The 16,295-nt window shown below is 62.8% G+C and carries 10 protein-coding genes; 7 read left to right on the forward strand and 3 right to left on the reverse strand.

The genetic code is table 11. The features are described 5' to 3' along the window. Window positions 1–261: 261 nt before the first annotated feature. Window positions 262–939, reverse strand: coding sequence for an aminotransferase class IV family protein (locus AC5SSZ_RS11110; protein ID WP_495438208.1), 678 nt, complete (start codon window positions 937–939; stop codon window positions 262–264). Continuing rightward, window positions 858–2,087 (reverse strand): aminodeoxychorismate synthase component I, encoded by a 1,230-nt coding sequence (locus AC5SSZ_RS11115; protein ID WP_495438209.1) that lies wholly within the window; start codon window positions 2,085–2,087, stop codon window positions 858–860. The genes AC5SSZ_RS11110 and AC5SSZ_RS11115 overlap by 82 nt, the downstream gene beginning before the upstream one ends. Before the next feature lie 203 nt (window positions 2,088–2,290). On the opposite strand from AC5SSZ_RS11115, the gene carB reads away from it, so the two are divergent. From carB to AC5SSZ_RS11150, 7 genes are all read left to right on the forward strand, one after another. Beyond that, entirely contained in the window at window positions 2,291–5,653 is a 3,363-nt protein-coding gene (carB, locus tag AC5SSZ_RS11120) for a carbamoyl-phosphate synthase large subunit (protein WP_065272927.1), read from the forward strand. A gap of 356 nt (window positions 5,654–6,009) precedes the next feature. Continuing rightward, entirely contained in the window at window positions 6,010–7,755 is a 1,746-nt protein-coding gene (locus AC5SSZ_RS11125) for a PHA/PHB synthase family protein (RefSeq protein WP_495438339.1), read from the forward strand. A gap of 91 nt (window positions 7,756–7,846) precedes the next feature. After that, window positions 7,847–9,214 (forward strand): bifunctional enoyl-CoA hydratase/phosphate acetyltransferase, encoded by a 1,368-nt coding sequence (locus AC5SSZ_RS11130; RefSeq protein ID WP_495438210.1) that lies wholly within the window; start codon window positions 7,847–7,849, stop codon window positions 9,212–9,214. After that, window positions 9,211–10,431, forward strand: a complete 1,221-nt coding sequence (locus AC5SSZ_RS11135; protein WP_495438211.1) for an acetate/propionate family kinase — start codon at window positions 9,211–9,213, stop codon at window positions 10,429–10,431. The genes AC5SSZ_RS11130 and AC5SSZ_RS11135 overlap by 4 nt, the downstream gene beginning before the upstream one ends. Beyond that, window positions 10,421–11,419, forward strand: coding sequence for an HlyD family secretion protein (locus tag AC5SSZ_RS11140; protein WP_495438212.1), 999 nt, complete (start codon window positions 10,421–10,423; stop codon window positions 11,417–11,419). Before AC5SSZ_RS11135 ends, AC5SSZ_RS11140 begins: the two co-directional genes overlap by 11 nt. 10 nt (window positions 11,420–11,429) lie before the next feature. Then, window positions 11,430–14,171, forward strand: coding sequence for a ribosome-associated ATPase/putative transporter RbbA (gene rbbA / locus AC5SSZ_RS11145; RefSeq protein WP_495438213.1), 2,742 nt, complete (start codon window positions 11,430–11,432; stop codon window positions 14,169–14,171). A gap of 1 nt (window position 14,172) precedes the next feature. After that, window positions 14,173–15,297, forward strand: a complete 1,125-nt coding sequence (locus AC5SSZ_RS11150; protein WP_495438214.1) for an ABC transporter permease — start codon at window positions 14,173–14,175, stop codon at window positions 15,295–15,297. Between the two features lie 66 nt (window positions 15,298–15,363). Here the strand turns inward: AC5SSZ_RS11150 and AC5SSZ_RS11155 are convergent, their stop codons facing one another. Beyond that, window positions 15,364–16,242 (reverse strand): delta-class carbonic anhydrase, encoded by an 879-nt coding sequence (locus AC5SSZ_RS11155; protein WP_274839726.1) that lies wholly within the window; start codon window positions 16,240–16,242, stop codon window positions 15,364–15,366. Window positions 16,243–16,295 lie beyond the last annotated feature (53 nt).

Below are 16,295 nucleotides of genomic sequence, written 5' to 3' on the forward strand. Positions count from 1 at the left end.
TCCGGGCTGGTACACTAGGTTGCGGCTCTCTTGTCAAGCAAACAGGGCGCATTCGCCCCGTCAGATGCCCGTTTTTGCCCTCTCGCCACGTCGGCGCAAAGGCTCCCGCCCCCTCTGCGCCCCATCGCTGCGCGATCCGGCCAGACGTGTTGGGCGTGGCGCCCCGCCTTCGGCGCGGCGCGGGCGGCGCTGTGGTGCCACCGCAGCGCGCCGCCCGGGGCCCTTGTCCGCGGGCGCGCGCCCGCCCTTTTCAGATCAGTTTCAGACCAGCTTTGCCGGGATCAGCCCGCGCAGGGAATTGCCCATATGAATGGATTGCGCCCCCTTCAGGTCCTCAAGGCTCAGCACCGCCTCGGCGCATAGACCGCGCTCCAACATTTCCTGCCGCAGGATGCCGGGCAGAAGGCCGCAGCCGAGCGGCGGCGTCACCACCTGCCCACCTGCAAGCGTCACAAAGATATTGGTAATCGTGCCTTCGCAAACCTCAGCGCGCTGATTGATGAAAACCAGCTCGTCGATGCCTGCCGACAGAGCTGCCCGGGCGCTGTCATAAAGCGCGCGGCGGGTGGTCTTGTGCCGTAGCCACGGGTCGTCGGCATCAAGCCGGATGTCTGCGATGCCCAGCCGCCACTCTGCTGGGGGTTCCCCCAGTGGCGCAGTGGTCATGTCAAATCGCCCCTCCACGTCGAGCGTCAGGCGGCAACGCAGCGGTGTATCACTGACGATTTCTGCCAACATCGCCTCGGAATGCCCGGGTTCGAAGGGAATGCCAAACGCCGCCGCGCTGCGCCTCATCCGGGCCAGATGGCGAGGCTGGTGCCGCCCACCCTCGCCCGGATGCCAGCCGAGCGTTTCGATCAGGCGGAAAGCGGGATCACCCTTGATGGCGTCACTGATGGTGTCGCAGGTTGCGTCGTCTGAGCGAACCGGGCTTTCCATAGCGCTTCCTCATATTCTGATGTGGCGGTGCTGTCCCAGACCACTCCGCCGCCCACGTTCAGTGTTGCCCGGCCGTCCTCCAGCATCACCGTACGGATTGCAACATTGAACGACGAAGCGCCATCCGGGGCGGCCCAGCCGATGGTGCCGCAGTAGATGTCACGCGGCCAGGGTTCCAGATCCGCAAGGATCTCCATCGCGCGGATCTTGGGCGCGCCGGTGATTGAGCCACAGGGGAACAACGCCGCGAAGATCTCTGCCAGCCCGGCATCCGGGCGCAGCCGCGCCCGTACCAGCGACACCATCTGATGCACGGTGGCGTAGCTCTCGACCGCGAACAGTTCCGGCACATGCACCGATCCGGTCTCCGCCACGCGGCTGATGTCATTGCGCAGAAGATCGACGATCATCAGGTTCTCGGCCCGGTTCTTTTCGTCCTGACGCAGGAAATCGCGGCAGCGCGCGTCCTCAAGCGGATCGTCGCTGCGCGGCTGGGTGCCTTTCATCGGGCGCGTTTCGATGAGGCCTGACGCGTCGGTGCGGAAGAACAACTCGGGCGAGCGCGACAGAAGGACCGGCAGCCCGTCCTGTTCGACCAGCACGCCGTGGCCGACCGCCTGCCTTGCCTGCAGCGCGGCATAAAGCGCCTCTGCGCTGCCATGGGCCTCTGCATCGATGGGAAAGGTCAGGTTGGCCTGATAGATGTCGCCCTTGCCGATGTTGCGGTTCACCTCGGCGAAGGCCTCGGCGTAGCGAACATAGCTCCAGCGTGGCGTGATATCCCCAAGCCCAGCTCCGCCCGGCAGCACGCCGGGCAGCGCCCGTTCGCCCCCCCGGGCGGGCGCTTCGCCTTCCGCCCGCGGACGGGCGCTGCCCTCAATGTCCTGTTGCCGCGGCTCCTCATAGACCCCGAAACAGATCAACGGCAGCCGCCGCCCGTCCGGCAGCCGGTTCGCCAGCTTTGGCTCCAGCGCGTAGCCCAGCTCATACGTGGCATAGCCTGCCAGCCAATGCCCTGCCCGCCGCTCAGCGTCGAGCGCCGCCAGCGCCGCGGGCACCTGGTCTGCCTCGTCCGCGCGGATCACACGCAGCGGCTGATCGAAACACGTCCCGGCCCCCGTGGGCCCCTGATCAAAGCGAATCCGCACCGGATCTGTCTCCTAAAGCTCTCGCCTCCTCATATATGCGTTCGCAATGCGCACAAAGGGGGCGGATGCGGCATTTTCCGATCCGTTTCCGATCCCCCTTGAACCTTTCGGCGCGGTCCCTATAACGCAGGACAATTTGGGCGCATGGGGGCGCCCGGTGACTCGACCCATATTCCGCACCCACAATCAAAGGAAGCTAGGCCATGCCAAAAAGAACCGACATCCAGTCGATCATGATCATTGGTGCGGGACCGATCATCATCGGCCAGGCCTGCGAATTCGATTATTCCGGCGCACAGGCCTGCAAGGCGCTGCGTGAAGAGGGCTACCGGGTCATCCTGGTGAACTCGAACCCGGCCACCATCATGACCGATCCGGGCCTCGCCGATGCGACCTATATCGAGCCGATCACGCCCGAAGTGGTGGCCAAGATCATCGAAAAAGAACGCCCCGATGCGCTGCTTCCGACCATGGGCGGGCAGACGGGTCTCAACACCTCTCTGGCGCTCGAAGAGATGGGCGTGCTTGAGAAATACGGCGTCGAAATGATCGGCGCCAAGCGCGAAGCCATTGAAATGGCAGAAGACCGCAAGCTGTTCCGCGAAGCGATGGATCGCCTTGGTCTGGAAAACCCGCGCGCCACGATCATCACCGCCCCCACCCGCGACAACGGCTCGGCCGATCTGGAAGCAGGCGTACAGCTGGCGCTTGAGGCGCTCGATGAGGTCGGCCTGCCCGCCATCATCCGCCCCGCCTTTACCCTGGGCGGCACCGGCGGCGGCGTCGCCTACAACCGCGAAGATTACATCCACTACTGCCGCTCGGGCATGGATGCTTCGCCGGTCAATCAGATCCTCGTCGACGAGAGCCTTCTGGGCTGGAAAGAGTACGAGATGGAGGTCGTCCGCGACAAGGCGGACAACGCGATCATCGTCTGCTCGATTGAGAACATCGACCCCATGGGCGTGCACACCGGTGATTCGATCACAGTGGCCCCGGCGCTGACCCTGACCGACAAGGAATACCAGATGATGCGCACCGCCTCGATCGAGGTGCTGCGCGAGATCGGCGTCGAAACCGGCGGCTCCAACGTGCAATGGGCCGTGAACCCCGACGATGGCCGCATGGTGGTGATCGAAATGAACCCGCGGGTGTCGCGCTCCTCAGCGCTGGCTTCCAAGGCGACGGGTTTCCCGATTGCAAAGATCGCCGCGAAACTGGCGGTGGGCTACACGCTGGACGAGTTGGACAACGACATCACCAAGGTGACGCCGGCCTCCTTTGAGCCCTCCATCGACTATGTCGTCACCAAGATCCCGAAATTCGCCTTCGAGAAGTTCCCCGGCTCCGAGCCCTACCTCACCACCGCGATGAAATCCGTGGGTGAAACCATGGCCATCGGCCGTACCATCCACGAAAGCATGCAAAAGGCGCTGGCGTCGATGGAATCGGGCCTCACCGGTTTTGACGAGGTCGCCATCCCCGGCATGACCGTCGGCCAGTGGGACGAAGCCAGCGGCGACGACAAGGCTGCCGTGATCAAGGCAATCAGCCAGCAGACCCCGGACCGGCTGCGCACCATCGCCCAGGCGATGCGCCATGGGCTGAGCGATGACGAGATCCAGAACGTCACCAAGTTCGACCCCTGGTTCCTGTCCCGCATCCGCGAGATCGTCGACGCCGAGCGCGAGGTGCGCAAAAACGGCCTGCCGATGCGCGAGGACCAGTTGCGGGCGCTGAAGATGCTCGGCTTTACCGATGCCCGCCTTGGCGCGCTGACCGGCCGGGACGAGGACAATGTGCGCCGCGCCCGTCATAATCTGGGCGTCACCGCCGTCTTCAAGCGGATCGACACCTGCGCCGCCGAATTCGAGGCGCAGACCCCCTATATGTACTCCACCTACGAAGCGCCGATGATGGGCGAGATCGAATGCGAATCCCGCCCGTCGGATCGCAAGAAGGTGGTCATCCTTGGCGGCGGTCCGAACCGGATCGGTCAGGGTATCGAGTTCGACTACTGCTGCTGTCACGCCTGTTTTGCGCTGACCGATGTTGGTTATGAAACCATCATGATCAACTGCAACCCGGAAACCGTGTCCACCGACTATGACACCTCGGACCGGCTGTATTTCGAACCGCTCACCTTCGAGCACGTGATGGAAATCCTGCGCGCCGAGCAAGAGAACGGCACCCTGCATGGTGTCATCGTGCAGTTCGGTGGCCAGACCCCGCTGAAACTGGCCAATGCGCTGCAGGACGAAGGTATTCCGATCCTCGGCACCACGCCCGACGCCATCGACCTGGCCGAAGACCGCGAACGGTTCCAGGATCTGGTCAACAAGCTGGGCCTGAAACAGCCGCATAACGGCATTGCCTCCACCGACGCACAGGCGCTTGAGATCGCAGAGGAAATTGGCTTCCCGCTGGTGATCCGTCCGTCTTACGTGCTGGGCGGGCGCGCGATGGAGATCGTGCGCGACATGGATCAGCTGAAACGCTACATCGCCGAGGCGGTGGTGGTATCCGGCGACAGCCCGGTGCTGCTCGACAGCTATCTGGCCGGTGCGGTGGAACTTGACGTGGATGCGATCTGCGACGGCACCGACGTGCATGTGGCCGGCATCATGCAGCACATCGAAGAGGCTGGCGTTCACTCAGGTGACAGTGCCTGCTCCCTGCCGCCCTACTCCCTGTCCAAGGACATCATCGAAGAGATCAAGACCCAGACCTACGCACTGGCGAAGGCTCTGAACGTGGTCGGCCTGATGAACATCCAGTTTGCCATCAAGGACGGTGAGATCTTCCTGATCGAAGTGAACCCGCGTGCCAGCCGCACGGTACCCTTCGTCGCCAAGGCCACCGACAGCGCCATCGCCTCGATCGCGGCGCGCGTCATGGCGGGCGAGAAGCTCTCGGCCTTCCCGCAGCGGGCGCCTTATGAACCCGATGCAGGCTATGATGTCGATGTGCCGATGGCCGATCCGATGACACTGGCCGATCCCGACATGCCCTGGTTCTCGGTCAAAGAGGCCGTTCTGCCCTTTGCCCGTTTCCCGGGTGTCGACACGCTGCTTGGGCCGGAAATGCGCTCCACCGGCGAAGTTATGGGCTGGGACCGTTCCTTTGCCGGCGCCTTCCTCAAGGCGCAGATGGGTGCCGGGATGGTGCTGCCGTCGGAAGGCCGTGCCTTCATCTCGATCAAGGATGCTGACAAAGGCGCCACAATGCTGGAGGCCGCGCGCACCCTGATCGAACAAGGCTTCACCCTGGTCGCCACCGGCGGCACCAAGGCATGGCTGGACGGGCACGGTGTGGCCTGCGAAGCGGTGAACAAGGTCTACGAGGGACGCCCGCACGTGGTGGACCTGCTGAAAGACGGCCATGTGCAGCTGTTGATGAACACGACCGAAGGCGCTCAGGCGGTCGAGGACAGCAAGGAAATGCGCTCGGTCGCGCTGTATGACAAGATCCCCTACTTCACCACCGCCGCCGGTGCCCATGCCGCCGCGCTGGCGATCAAGGCGCAGGCAGAAGGGGACGTTCAGGTCAAAAGCCTGCAGGGATAATCCCGCGATCAGATAGAGAATTGTCAAAGCCCCGGGTTTGCCCGGGGCTTTTTCGTTCCATCCCGGACATCGGTGCCACAAGTGCTCTCCCGCCTGTTTGTGCAGGGCTGATTTGCCGGGCGATCCTGCCACCCCGCTAAGCACGGCCCGAAAATCCCACGCAATCAGGACGGCCGTGTTGATTCAGATCATAGCCTTTGCTGCATCGCAGCGTACCCTGTGCCAGCAATGACCGGAGCGATCCGGCGCGATCTTTGGTGCCAGCGGCTGAGGTGTCTGCGATGAACACAGAAAACAAGGCGGCCGAGGGCCAGAAAACAGGCGTTCCGAACCGCCCCGCTCCCCTGCCCGAGGCCATGCCTGCAGAGGTTTCGCAGAAATCGGAGCACGATCCCGCCGCCGAGATTGGCGACTTGCTCGACAAGGAAGCGCGCTCCAAACTGGCAAAGCTGACCGGGGGTCTTTCTCCGGCGGCGATCATGCGGGTTGTCGGCGATTGGTCGATCCATCTTGCCGTGTCCCCGGGCAAGCAGATGAACCTGTGGAACAAGGCCGTATCAGGGGCAGCGGACTATGGTCGCTACTTGTTTGAAACCTCTCTTGGTTCTGACATGGTCAAACCCTGCGTCGCGCCTGCACGCCGCGACCGGCGCTTCAGCCATGACGCCTGGCAGAAGCAACCCTTCAACGCATTTCAGCAGGCGTTCCTCTTGCAGCAAGAGTGGTGGCAGGAGGCGACCACCGGCGTTCGCGGCGTCAGCTGCGAGGATGAACGCGCCGTGTCCTTCATCGCGCGCCAGATGCTTGACGCAGTCTCGCCTGCCAATTTTCCGCTGACAAACCCCGAAGTGCTGCAAAAGACCAAAGACGAAAACGGTATGAACCTGTTGCGCGGCATGGAAAATCTGCGCGACGACATGCAGGAACTGCTGCTCGGCAAACCTCTCCGCCCGGAAACGGACTTCCATGTGGGGGAAAACGTGGCGGTGACCCCGGGCAAGGTGGTTTACCGCAACCATCTGATCGAGCTGATCCAATACGACCCCACCACCGACAAGGTGAAGCCCGAACCCCTGCTGATCGTTCCGGCCTGGATCATGAAATACTACATCCTTGATCTGTCGCCCGAGAACTCGATGGTGAAATACCTGACCGAGCAGGGCTACACGGTGTTCATGATCTCCTGGCGCAATCCAGGATCCGAAGATGCTGATCTCGGACTGGACGATTACCGCAAGAAGGGACCGATGGCGGCGCTGGATGCGATTCAGGACATCACCGGCGCCAAGAAAATCCACGCGGCGGGCTATTGTCTGGGCGGCACCCTGCTCAGCCTCACCGCTGCGGCCATGGCGCGCGATGACGACGACCGGCTGGCCAGCATGACGCTCTTTGCGACCCAGGTGGATTTCACCGAAGCAGGTGAGCTGATGCTGTTCATCAACGAAAGCCAGGTCGCCTTTTTGGAGGACATGATGTGGCAGCAGGGATACCTGGATGCGGGCCAGATGTCCGGCGCCTTTCAACTGCTGCGCTCGAACGATCTGGTCTGGTCGCGGCTTCAGAAGGATTACTTGATGGGGGAGCGGCCCAAGCTCAATGACATGATGGCCTGGAACGCCGATGCGACACGGATGCCTTACCGGATGCATTCGGAATATTTGCGCAAGCTGTTTCTGAACAACGAACTGGCCACCGGAAAATACGAGGTCGGCGGCCATCCGGTGTCGCTTGATGATCTGCGGTTGCCGATCTTTGCCGTCGGCACCGAAACCGATCATGTGGCGCCGTGGAAATCGGCCTTCAAGATCGACGCGCTGACCAGTTCCCCGGTCACATTCGTACTGACCAAAGGCGGGCATAATGCCGGTGTGGTTTCCGAACCCGGTCACCCCCGGCGCCACTATCACGTTCACACCAGCTGCGACCGGGACCGCTATCTGCCCCCCGACGAGTGGCGCGAGGTTGCCGAGCGCAAGGAAGGTTCCTGGTGGCCGGAATGGGTGGCCTGGCTTGAAACCCGGTCGGGAGACCCCACTGCGCCCCCCGCGATGGGAGAGGCGCTTTGCCCGGCGCCAGGCACCTACGTGCTCATGGAGTGACGCCACCGCCCCCGACCGGGTTAGCGGGGGGATATTGCGGCACGGCGCGCTTTGCCCGATTGTAGCGGATAATTGATATCACGAGGCACTGATGCAGTATTTCGAGAGCAAGACCTTTGATCAGATCACCCCCGGCGACAGCGCCGAGCTGACTCGCGCTCTGCGTGATGACGATATCGGCCCCTGTGTCGACCTACCTGAAGACGGTAACGCGGCTGCGCCGGACGATGGGATTGCGGCAGGCGCCTGGGGCAGTGCGCTGATTTCCGAATTGCTGTCCACCGAATTGCCCGGTCCCGGCACGGTCTGCCTGACTCAATCGCTGCGCTTCCTTGCCCCGGCCCGCCTTGGCGAGATGATCACCACGCGCATCACGGTGCGCGAAACCGATCCCGAAACCCGGCATGTGATGCTCGATTGCCTCTGCACCGATAGCGCCGGTGCCGCCCTCGTCGAAGGCACGGCAGAGGTGATCGCACCGGACAAGCCCCTGCGCGTGCCACGCTCCGGTCGCCCCTCGGGCCAGCTGAGCAAGCCCGGCGCAGGGTTTGATGCGCTGATTGCCGCCACGCAGCCCCTTGATCCGATCGTGACCGCTGTGGTGCACCCCTGCGATGTCGCCTCGCTGGAGGGCGCGTTGGAGGCACGGGACAAGGCGCTGATCACGCCGGTTCTGATCGGTCCGGCCCCGCGCATAAAGGCGGCCGCCTCCGAGGCCGGTCTGGATCTGGCGGGGATCGAGATCGTGGATGCCCCGCACAGCCACGCCGCAGCCGAAATGGCGGTCTCGCTGGTGCGCACGGGCAAGGCCGAGGCCCTGATGAAAGGCGCCCTTCACACCGATGAGGTCATGTCGGCAGTCGTCAACAAGGCCACCGGACTGCGGACCGAACGCAGGATGAGCCATGTTTTTGTTCTGGATGTACCAAGCTACCCCAAGCCGCTGATGATTACCGATGCGGCCATCAACATCTTTCCCGACCTGCTGACCAAGGCGGATATCCTGCAGAACGCCATCGATCTGGCGCAGGCGCTTGGCGTTGCCGCGCCAAAGGTTGCAATCCTGTCGGCGGTTGAAACCATCACCCCCAAGATCCCCTCGACGGTCGAGGCAGCGGGCCTGTGCAAGATGGCAGAGCGCGGCCAGATCACCGGCGGGATCCTTGACGGGCCGCTGGCCTTTGACAACGCGATTTCCCGCGCGGCGGCGCAGGCCAAGGGGATTACCTCGGATGTCGCCGGGGACGCGGATATCCTGCTCGCCCCTGATCTGGAGGCCGGCAATATGATTTCCAAGCAATTGCAGTACCTCGCCGGCGCCGAAGCCGCGGGTCTGGTTCTGGGCGCGCGGGTGCCGATCATGCTGACCAGCCGGGCGGATGGCGCACTGGCTCGGGTCGCCTCGGCAGCTCTGGCGCAGCTGTTTGTGCGCCATCAACAGGCAAGGATCGCACCATGAGCGAAGCAATCCTCACCCTCAACGTCGGCTCCTCCTCGGTCAAATACGCGCTCTACGCTGCTGTGGGCGACGGCGCTGCCTTCACCAAGGGCCATATCGACCGGATCGGCCTTGGCCCGGTTCATCATGTCGATGACATCTCAGAGCCGCTCCCCCTGCCTGCTAAAGCCGATCACGAAGAGGTTCTCGATTGGCTGGTCCGCCACCTGCAAGAGCAAAGCGCGGGACTGAAGGTCATCGCCGCAGGGCACCGGGTGGTCCATGGCGGCCAGCGTTTTGCGGATGCCACAAGGGTAACCACCGGTGTCAGGGCCGAGCTGGAGCGGCTGGCTCCACTGGTTCCGGCGCATCAGCCGCATAACCTCGCCGGGATCGACGCCTTGGAACGGGCCTGGCCCGGCATCCCGCAGATCGCCTGTTTCGACACCGCCTTTCACCGCACCACGCCGCGGATCGGGCAGATCTTTGCCCTGCCCCGCGCGCTCACAGATGCGGGGGTGCTGCGCTATGGGTTTCACGGACTTTCCTACGAATTCATCGCTTCGCAGCTGCCCACCCACCTTGGGAAGCGTGCCGATGGCCGGGTTCTGGTGCTGCATCTGGGCCATGGCGCCAGCATCTGCGCCATGAAGAACCGCAAAAGCATCGCCACCACCATGGGGTTCACAGCGCTGGACGGGCTGGTGATGGGCAAACGCTGCGGCGAGCTGGACCCCGGCGTGCCGCTCTACCTGATGCGCGAAAAGGGCATGAGCCTAGAGGAGGTCGAGGCTCTGCTTGGTGGGCAATCGGGGCTGCTCGGTGTCTCGGGCCTCAGCGATGACATGCGCGATTTGCTGGAGAGCGATAGCCCCGCCGCAAAGGAGGCGGTGGATCTTTTTGTCTATCGCGCCTGCAAACAGATCGGCGCGCTGGCGGCCGCGGCGCAGGGTATCAATGCCTTGGTCTTTACCGGTGGCATGGGCGAAAACGCAGCCGAGATCCGTGCCCGGATCGTTGAGGGCTGCGGCTGGCTGGGGGCCACCCTTGATACAGAGGCCAACGCCCGCAATGACACCCGCATTCACGGTGTGGACAGCAGGGTCGGCGCCTATGTCATCGCCACCAATGAAGAGCGCGTTATCGCGGACCACGTCCGCACATTTCTGTCGGACGCACAAGCTGGCGCCGACGCCTCTGGACATGCAGCACAGCCGGGGATGAAAGATGTTTTCTAGCAGATGGATCATAGCCGGTATCGCGGTCCTGGCGGCCGGCGCCGGGCTTTATTACTACACCGCCAACGGCAATGGTGAGCTGCCCTATGGCATTACCTCGGGCAACGGTCGCATCGAGGCGGTTCAGGTCGATATTTCCAGCCGGATCGCCGGGCGGGTCGCCACGGTCGAGGTGAAAGAGGGTGATCTGGTCGAGACCCGCCAACTGGTCGCCACCATTGAAACCCGCGAGTTGGAGGCGCAACTGTCGCGGGCACAGGCGGAATACGCATCAGTGGAAAGCCAGGTCGCAGCCGCCGAGGCCGCCATTGCGCAGGCCGAGGCGCGGTTGCTGCTGGCCGATCAGGAGCTGGAACGCACCCGCGAGCTGGTGTCCCGCGGGGTCGCAACTGCCGAAACCCTCGACGTACGTCTCAGCGATCACAAGGTTGCCGAGGCCAACCTCACCGTGGCCAAAGCATCGCTTCTGTCGCAGCAGCGCGCGGTGGATGCGGCGCGTTTCGCCATTGAGGAAGTGCAGACCTACCTCGACGATGCCCGCCTGACGGCACCGACCCTTGGACGGGTACTCTACCGACTGACCGAGCCCGGAGAGGTCATCGGCGCAGGCGGACGCGTCCTGACCATGGTCGATCTCACCGAGGTCTATCTGGAGTTTTTCCTGCCCGCCACCGAGGCGCATCTCCTGTCCATCGGCAGCGAGGCCCGCATCCGGCTTGATATCGCCGATGTGGTGATCCCGGCCAAGGTCAGTTTTGTCTCACCAGTGTCGCAATTCACGCCCAAACAGGTCGAAACCGCCAGCGAACGGCAGGACCTGATGTTCCGGGTGCGGGTCCGGGTGCCACAACCGCTGGTCGAAGCGAACATCGACCTTGTGAAGACCGGGATCCGCGGCGTGGCCTATGTACGTCTGGCCAGCGAGACCCTGCCGGATTGGCCGGAGTTTCTGAACAACATCCCCCCCGAACTGACCGCGCAAGAGTAAGGGCCCGGCCATGGAGGATCAAAGCCAGCCCGTCGTCCGCGCTGCCAATCTGATGCAGCGCTACAAGGACGTGGTCGCGCTTGCGGATGTGACGCTCGACATCCCGGCTGGCAAGGTGGTTGGCCTGATCGGGCCGGACGGGGTTGGAAAATCGACGCTGCTGGACCTGATCGCCGGTGCGCGGGTCATGCAGACCGGCACGCTGCAGGTGCTGGGCGGCGACATGCGTAAGGCGGGCCACCGGCAGCGGATCGGTCCGCGCCTTGCCTATATGCCGCAGGGGCTGGGCAAGAACCTGTATCAGGACCTGAGCGTTCAGGAGAACCTCGATTTCTTTGGCAAGCTGTTTGGACAAAGCCGCGCTGAACGCAACCGCCGGATCGCGCGGCTGACCCGGGCAACCGGGCTTTTTCCCGTTCTGGATCGCCCCGCCGGAAAACTCTCGGGGGGGATGAAACAGAAACTGGGCCTGTGCTGCGCGCTGCTGCATGCTCCGGACCTGCTGATCCTGGATGAACCCACCACCGGGGTCGACCCCCTGTCGCGGCGCCAATTCTGGGACCTGATTGCCAAGATCCGGCAGGAACATCCCGGCATGAGCCTTCTGGTTTCGACCGCCTATATGGAGGAGGCCGAAGAATTCGACTGGCTGGTGGCGATGGATGCAGGCCAGGTTCTGGCCACCGGCACGGCAGAAGAACTGCGCGCCAGAACCGGCACCGACAGTCTTGAGGCCGCCTTTGTTCGCCTGCGGCCCGGCGGGGAGGGCCGCGAGTTGCCGGAGCTGGTCATTCCGCCGCTGCAAACCGATGGCGAGCGCCCCGCCATCGTGGCCCGCGGCCTGACCCGGAGGTTCGGCGATTTCACCGCCGTGAGCAACGTAAGTTTCGAAATCCGCCCTGGTGAAATCTTCGGCTTCCTCGGCTCCAACGGCTGCGGCAAGACCACCACCATGAAGATGCTAACCGGCCTGTTGCCGATGTCCGAAGGTGAGGCCTATCTTTTTGGTAAGCCGGTGAACGCCAAGGATCTTGCGACCCGTAAACGCGTCGGTTTCATGAGCCAGGCTTTCTCGCTCTATGACGAACTTACGGTGGCGCAGAACCTCGCCCTGCACGCGCGGCTGTTCCAGATCCCCAGCCAGCAGGCCACGGCGCGCATCGCGGCACTGGCCGACCGGTTCGAGCTATCGCATGTGTTGAACACACGCTCTGGCGGGCTGCCGCTTGGTATCCGGCAACGTCTGTCGCTGGCGGTGGCGGTGCTGCACGAGCCGGAAATCCTGATCCTGGACGAGCCGACCTCAGGCGTCGATCCCGAGGCGCGGGACAGGTTCTGGGAGTTCCTCATCGAGTTGTCCCGCCGCGACAAGGTGACGATCTTCATCTCGACCCATTTCATGAATGAGGCGCTGCGCTGTGATCGCATCTCGCTCATGCATGCGGGCGAAGTGCTGGTCCATGACACGCCGAACAATCTGGTTGAGGCCAAGGGCGCAACCTCGCTTGAGGACGCCTTTGTGGCCTATATCGAAGACGCAACCGGAGAAGGCGAGAGCGCCGATAGCGTGGCCCTGCAGGACGGAGGCGTGCCAGACGCCCATGATCCCCCGGTCAGGCTTGGCCGGTTCAGCCTGTCCAGATTGCTGGCCTACAGCCTGCGCGAAACGGTCGAGGTGATCCGCGATCCGATCAGGCTGGCCTTTGCCTTTCTCGGATCGGTGATCCTTTTGGTGGTGCTGTCCTACGGTGTCTCGATGGATGTGGAGGATCTGACCTTTGCCGCGCTGGATCAGGACCAGTCTCCGGCCAGCCGTAGCTACTTAAGCAGTTTCACCGGGTCACGGTATTTTCTGGAACAACCGGATCTGTTGAACCGGGAGGATCTGATCCGCCAGATGGCGGCAGGCGAGGTCAGCGTCGCCGTCGAGATCCCACCGAATTTCGGCCGTGATCTGGCACGAGGCAACACGCCCGAAGTTTCGGCCTGGCTGGATGGGGCCAATACGATGCGGGCCGGAACCGTCGAGGGCTATATCACCGGTGGGCACGCCATTTATCTGCGCGATCTGATGCTGGAGGCCGGTGTCGATCCGCAGGAACAGTCCAGTTTCACCATCGAAAACCGCTACCGCTACAATCCGACCTTTGCCAGCATCCGCTCAATGGGGCCGTCGATACCGGCCATGCTGCTGATGCTGTTTCCTGTCATCCTTATGGCCGTCAGCGTGGCGCGGGAAAAGGAAATCGGAACCATCACCAATTTCTATGTCACCCCCACCAATCGCATCGAGTTCCTGGTGGGCAAGCAATTGCCCTATGTCGCTATTGCCATGTGCAATTACCTGGTGCTGACGCTGATGGTCATCTTTATACTGGATGTGCCGCTGAAAGGCTCCTTGTCCGCGATGACGCTCGGGGCCTTGTGCTATGGCTTTGCGGTCACCGCCTATGGCCTTGTCGTGTCCTCGCTGGTCAAAACGCAGGTCGCCGCGGTTTTTGCGGCGGCGCTGCTCTCGCTGATGCCGACCATGCAGTATTCCGGCATGATCCAGCCGATTTCGACGCTATCACCCGAGGCGCAGATGATCGGCTCGGCCTGGCCTGCCTCCTATTTCATGCATCTGAGTGTCGGCGCCTATACAAAGGGGCTGGGCTGGGCGGCGCTGAGCCAAGACATTGTGAAACTGAGCCTGTTTTTTCCGGTCTTTCTGGCCATTGCAGTGCTGTTGCTGCGCAAGCAGGAGAAATAGCATGAAGGCGCTTCACCATATCTTCTGGCTGGGCACCAAGGAGTTGCGCACGGTGCTGATGGATCCGGTGATGGCGGGGCTGATCCTCTTCGTGTTCACCTTCATGGTCTATATGGATGCCACCAGCCTACCGGAGAACGTCAATAACGCCTCTATCGCCATTGCGGACGAGGACAATTCGCAGCTGTCGCGCCAGATCGCCAATGCCTTTTACCCGCCCTATTTCCAAACCCCGATCCCCATAGATGCGGATGAGATCGACCCTGGGCTGGATCAGGCGCGGTTCCTGTTCGCGCTGGTCATCCCCCCCGACTTCGAGGCACAGCTGCGCAAAGGCAGCCAACCCGAGATCCAGCTGCATATCGATGCCACTGCTGTCATGCAGGCTGGGCTGGGCGATGGATACATTCAGGCGATCATCCAGACCGAGGTCAGCCGCTATCTGGCGGGCCGCGATCCGTCCGCCGGTGCGCCGGTCGATCTGGTGCTGCGGCGGGCCTATAACCCCAATGGCAGCCAGGTCTGGTTCAACGCCTTGAATGGCATCCTGAACTACCTGACCATGGTCGCGATCATGCTGACCGGCGCCGCCCTGATCCGCGAGCGCGAGCATGGTACCATCGAACATCTTCTGGTGATGCCCCTCACCGCTTTTCAGATCGCCCTGGCCAAGATCTGGGCCAATGGGCTGATCATCATCAGCGTCTTTGCCCTATCGATGCTGGTGGTGTTCGAGGGCCTGTTGCAGGTGCCAATGGTCGGCACGCACGCACTGCTTTTTGCGGGCACAGCGGTTTACCTGTTTGCAGCGGCGGCCATCGGGATTTTCCTTGGCACCATCGCCCGGACCATGGCGCAATTCGCCCTGCTGATCATGATGACGATCATGCCGATGATGATGCTGTCCGGCGGCATGACCCCGATCGAAAGCCAGCCTGATATCGTGCAGCCCTTTACCTGGCTGCTGCCCTCGCGCCACTACATGGCCTTTGCTGAGGCCGTGGTGTTCCGCGGGGCGGATCTGTCGATTGTCTGGCCCGAACTGCTGACGATGGCTTGCCTGGGCGCGGTGTTCCTGTCCGGCAGCCTGATGGCATTTCGCCGGGCACTGGGAACCAGCGTCTGAACCGGAGGGCGTCTGCCCAGCCCCCCTGCTCCTAAACCTTGCGCCCCAGTAGCGGGGCAGCGCGTGTCAGCGTCCGATCACCGACAAGAGGTCGGGATTGATCACCAGATTGCGCACGCCATGGGCGTGGTCTTCGTCAAAGGTGTTGTAGTCCAGCCATCTGGCGACCGACTGGATGCTGACCTTGGCCACCTTGGGGCGCACCGCCCAGGTGACCTGAAAGGGCGATCCCTTCTCGTTATAGCCAGGCCCGGTGGTTGAACCCGCATAGACGACCGGCCGCCCGGTATCGGTTGGCATGTTTACCGCCTGGGTCAGGCCGTTTTTCTTTTGTAAGCGCGTGACTTTGGTGAAATCGAGCGCGGCCTCGTCATTGACCAGCACAAAGACCTGCGCCTCCACCCGCAGCTGCGGGTTCTTGATGGCCTCGCTAAGGCAGGAGCCAAGCGTCGGGCCGGGATCGACCCGCGCGGTGGTGTGCACGAAATGCACCTCAATCGTGTCGCCGGGCACCAGACTGCCGTGTTCGGTGGCTCCGACCTCTTCATGGTAAGGCGCAAGTTCCGTCACGCTCAGCTCACCGGAATATTTGTAGCCGCTGCCATAGCCGTGACCATCGCCGTTGCCAGCATAGGTGGTGAATTCCCCGCCCCGGTGTTCGGCGCTTTCGTGGAAATGAATATTGCAGAGGTTCATTTCGCTATAGGGCGGTGCGGCTTCGAAACTGACCTTGTTGCTGCCGCCCATGCTGTCGATATCGCGCGGCGCCTGCGGGCCGAACCCGGCAAACAGCGTGTTTTCCGACAGGGCCTGACGTTGCTCTGTGATCACCGCATCGGGGACCACGTGCATCTCTTCACCGTGCCCGGTCGATGTCGCATGAACGCCGCCTGCCAACAGGAAAAAGGATGAAACGGTAACCGCACGCAAATATGCTCGTGTCATGAAGAACTCCCTCGCCGATTGCTGGACCTTCGCACGCTTCAGTTCAGAATATC

The sequence above is a fragment of the Phaeobacter sp. CC-HEC084 genome, assembly GCF_059429255.1.

What these genes read in the sequence shown, in the direction of transcription:
- AC5SSZ_RS11150 (WP_495438214.1), top strand. Translation starts at nt 14,173, where the DNA reads ATGAAGGCGCTTCACCATATCTTCTGGCTGGGCACCAAGGAGTTGCGC.
- AC5SSZ_RS11135 (WP_495438211.1), top strand. Translation starts at nt 9,211, where the DNA reads ATGAGCGAAGCAATCCTCACCCTCAACGTCGGCTCCTCCTCGGTCAAA.
- AC5SSZ_RS11155 (WP_274839726.1), bottom strand. Translation starts at nt 16,242, where the DNA reads ATGACACGAGCATATTTGCGTGCGGTTACCGTTTCATCCTTTTTCCTG.
- rbbA (WP_495438213.1), top strand. Translation starts at nt 11,430, where the DNA reads ATGGAGGATCAAAGCCAGCCCGTCGTCCGCGCTGCCAATCTGATGCAG.
- AC5SSZ_RS11130 (WP_495438210.1), top strand. Translation starts at nt 7,847, where the DNA reads ATGCAGTATTTCGAGAGCAAGACCTTTGATCAGATCACCCCCGGCGAC.
- AC5SSZ_RS11125 (WP_495438339.1), top strand. Translation starts at nt 6,010, where the DNA reads ATGCCTGCAGAGGTTTCGCAGAAATCGGAGCACGATCCCGCCGCCGAG.
- carB (WP_065272927.1), top strand. Translation starts at nt 2,291, where the DNA reads ATGCCAAAAAGAACCGACATCCAGTCGATCATGATCATTGGTGCGGGA.
- AC5SSZ_RS11110 (WP_495438208.1), bottom strand. Translation starts at nt 939, where the DNA reads ATGGAAAGCCCGGTTCGCTCAGACGACGCAACCTGCGACACCATCAGT.
- AC5SSZ_RS11140 (WP_495438212.1), top strand. Translation starts at nt 10,421, where the DNA reads ATGTTTTCTAGCAGATGGATCATAGCCGGTATCGCGGTCCTGGCGGCC.